Origin of the sequence: Streptomyces sp. NPDC046931 (genome assembly GCF_040644655.1) — a bacterium.
Lineage (GTDB): Bacteria > Actinomycetota > Actinomycetes > Streptomycetales > Streptomycetaceae > Streptomyces.
In genome coordinates, this window is record NZ_JBEYWX010000067.1 from 1 (window position 1) to 1,506 (window position 1,506).

Annotated in this window: 2 protein-coding genes; one reads left to right on the top strand and one right to left on the bottom strand. The window is 66.0% G+C overall.

The genetic code is table 11. From position 1 onward, the window contains the following. Positions 1–109: 109 nt before the first annotated feature. Entirely contained in the window at positions 110–574 is a 465-nt protein-coding gene (locus ABZ876_RS39060; protein ID WP_361791191.1) for a hypothetical protein, read from the top strand. Positions 575–583: 9 nt separating this feature from the next. Here the strand turns inward: ABZ876_RS39060 and ABZ876_RS39065 are convergent. Further along, positions 584–1,458, bottom strand: a protein-coding gene (locus ABZ876_RS39065) for an IS5 family transposase (RefSeq protein ID WP_361791194.1) whose coding sequence is annotated in 2 segments (ribosomal slippage) — positions 584–1,065 and positions 1,065–1,458 — 876 coding nt in all. Because the reading frame shifts where the segments join, the coding sequence is not laid out codon by codon here. Positions 1,459–1,506 lie beyond the last annotated feature (48 nt).

Sequence of the window (1,506 nt, forward strand, 5' to 3'; positions counted from 1 at the left end):
CTAGGGCGTGTATCGGAAGTGGGTCTTGGAGCGGCTCGGTATCTGGGCATACACGCCTGTCTCGCAAGATCGGCAGCGGTCGATGGGCAGGTACTGGTAGTAGTCGGCCGTGGCAGGTGACCTGTGGACCCCAGTGATTTCGATGGTCGGTGTGGCTGTAGGTGGTGCGTTGACGTATCTGACCCAGCGCACGACGCAACGGGCAGCTGACCGGGCTGAAGAACAAAGGCGGGCTGCGGCGCAGGCGGAGGAGCGACGTGCTGAGCAGATCAGGACCGTGCTGGAGTTCATCCGGTGCGCGCTGGAGGCGGAGGGCGTAGCGCATGCGCGGCCGCCGCAATGGGAGGTCGGTGATGACTGGTATGTGACGGCCAGGCCGGCGATGGACGGTCTTCGAATAGCCGAGAAGAGCATCGAGTTGCTCTGTGCCCCTGGCCTTCACTCACCGACGACCGCCTACGCCCGCGCCCTTAATCAAGCGGTCTGGCAGGAGCGTGACGAGGGGAGCCTGGCCGAGCGCCTGGAGCCGTTCAAGGCGGAATTTCTCGCTGTAGCACGCCGGAGCCTGACCTGACGTCGCAGGTCACAGCCACTCGTTGATCGCAGCGACCAGTACAGTCGCCTCATAGCGCACAGCCAGCTTGTCGTACCTCGTGGCCACGGCCCGGTGCCTCTTGAGGCGGTTGATGCCGCATTCGACCGCATGGCGCTCACGGTAGTCGACCGGGTCGAACTTCGGTGGCCGGCCGCCGCGAGAGCCGCGCTTCTTGCGGTTGCGGGCCTGGTCGGCCTTGTCTGGGATGGTGCATCGGATCCCGCGACGTCGCAGGTAGGCGCGGTTCTTCCGGGAGGCGTATGCCTTGTCGGCGCGCACTCGATTGGGTCTGGTGCGCGGTCGGCCGGGCCCGAGGCGCGGCACGCGGACCTTATCCAGGACGGGCTCGAACTGCGGAGAGTCGCCGCGCTGCCCCGCCGTGATGACGATCGACATCGGCTTTTGCCGCTGCTCAACAGCCAGATGCAGCTTGGTAGTCAGACCACCGCGCGAGCGTCCGAGTCCGTGGTCGGCCGGTTCGACGGTGGTGCCGCCGGGCGGCTCCTTCTGGAGATCCCCCCTTTCGGCGCCCCGGCGGCGTGCTGGTGGACGCGGACGATGGTGGAATCGACGTTGATGTCCCAGGTGATCAGGCCCTTGGCGTCGGCCCGGGCCTGCAGCTCGGTGAAGATCCTCTGCCAGGTGCCGTTGCGCTGCCACCGGCGGAAGAGGTCGTATACCCGACCCCATGGCCCGTACTCGACAGGTATGTCCCGCCAGGGGATGCCGGTGCGGACCCGAAACCGTATGCCGTCGATCAGCTGCCGCCTGGTCCATATCGGCGGTCGGCCAGGCTTCTTGGCTCTCGGCAACAGCGGCTCCAGCACCGCCCACTCCCCGTCCGTCAGATCTCCACGCGCCACAAATCAAGATCATCTCACGATGAAGATCCACTTTCGATACACGCCCTA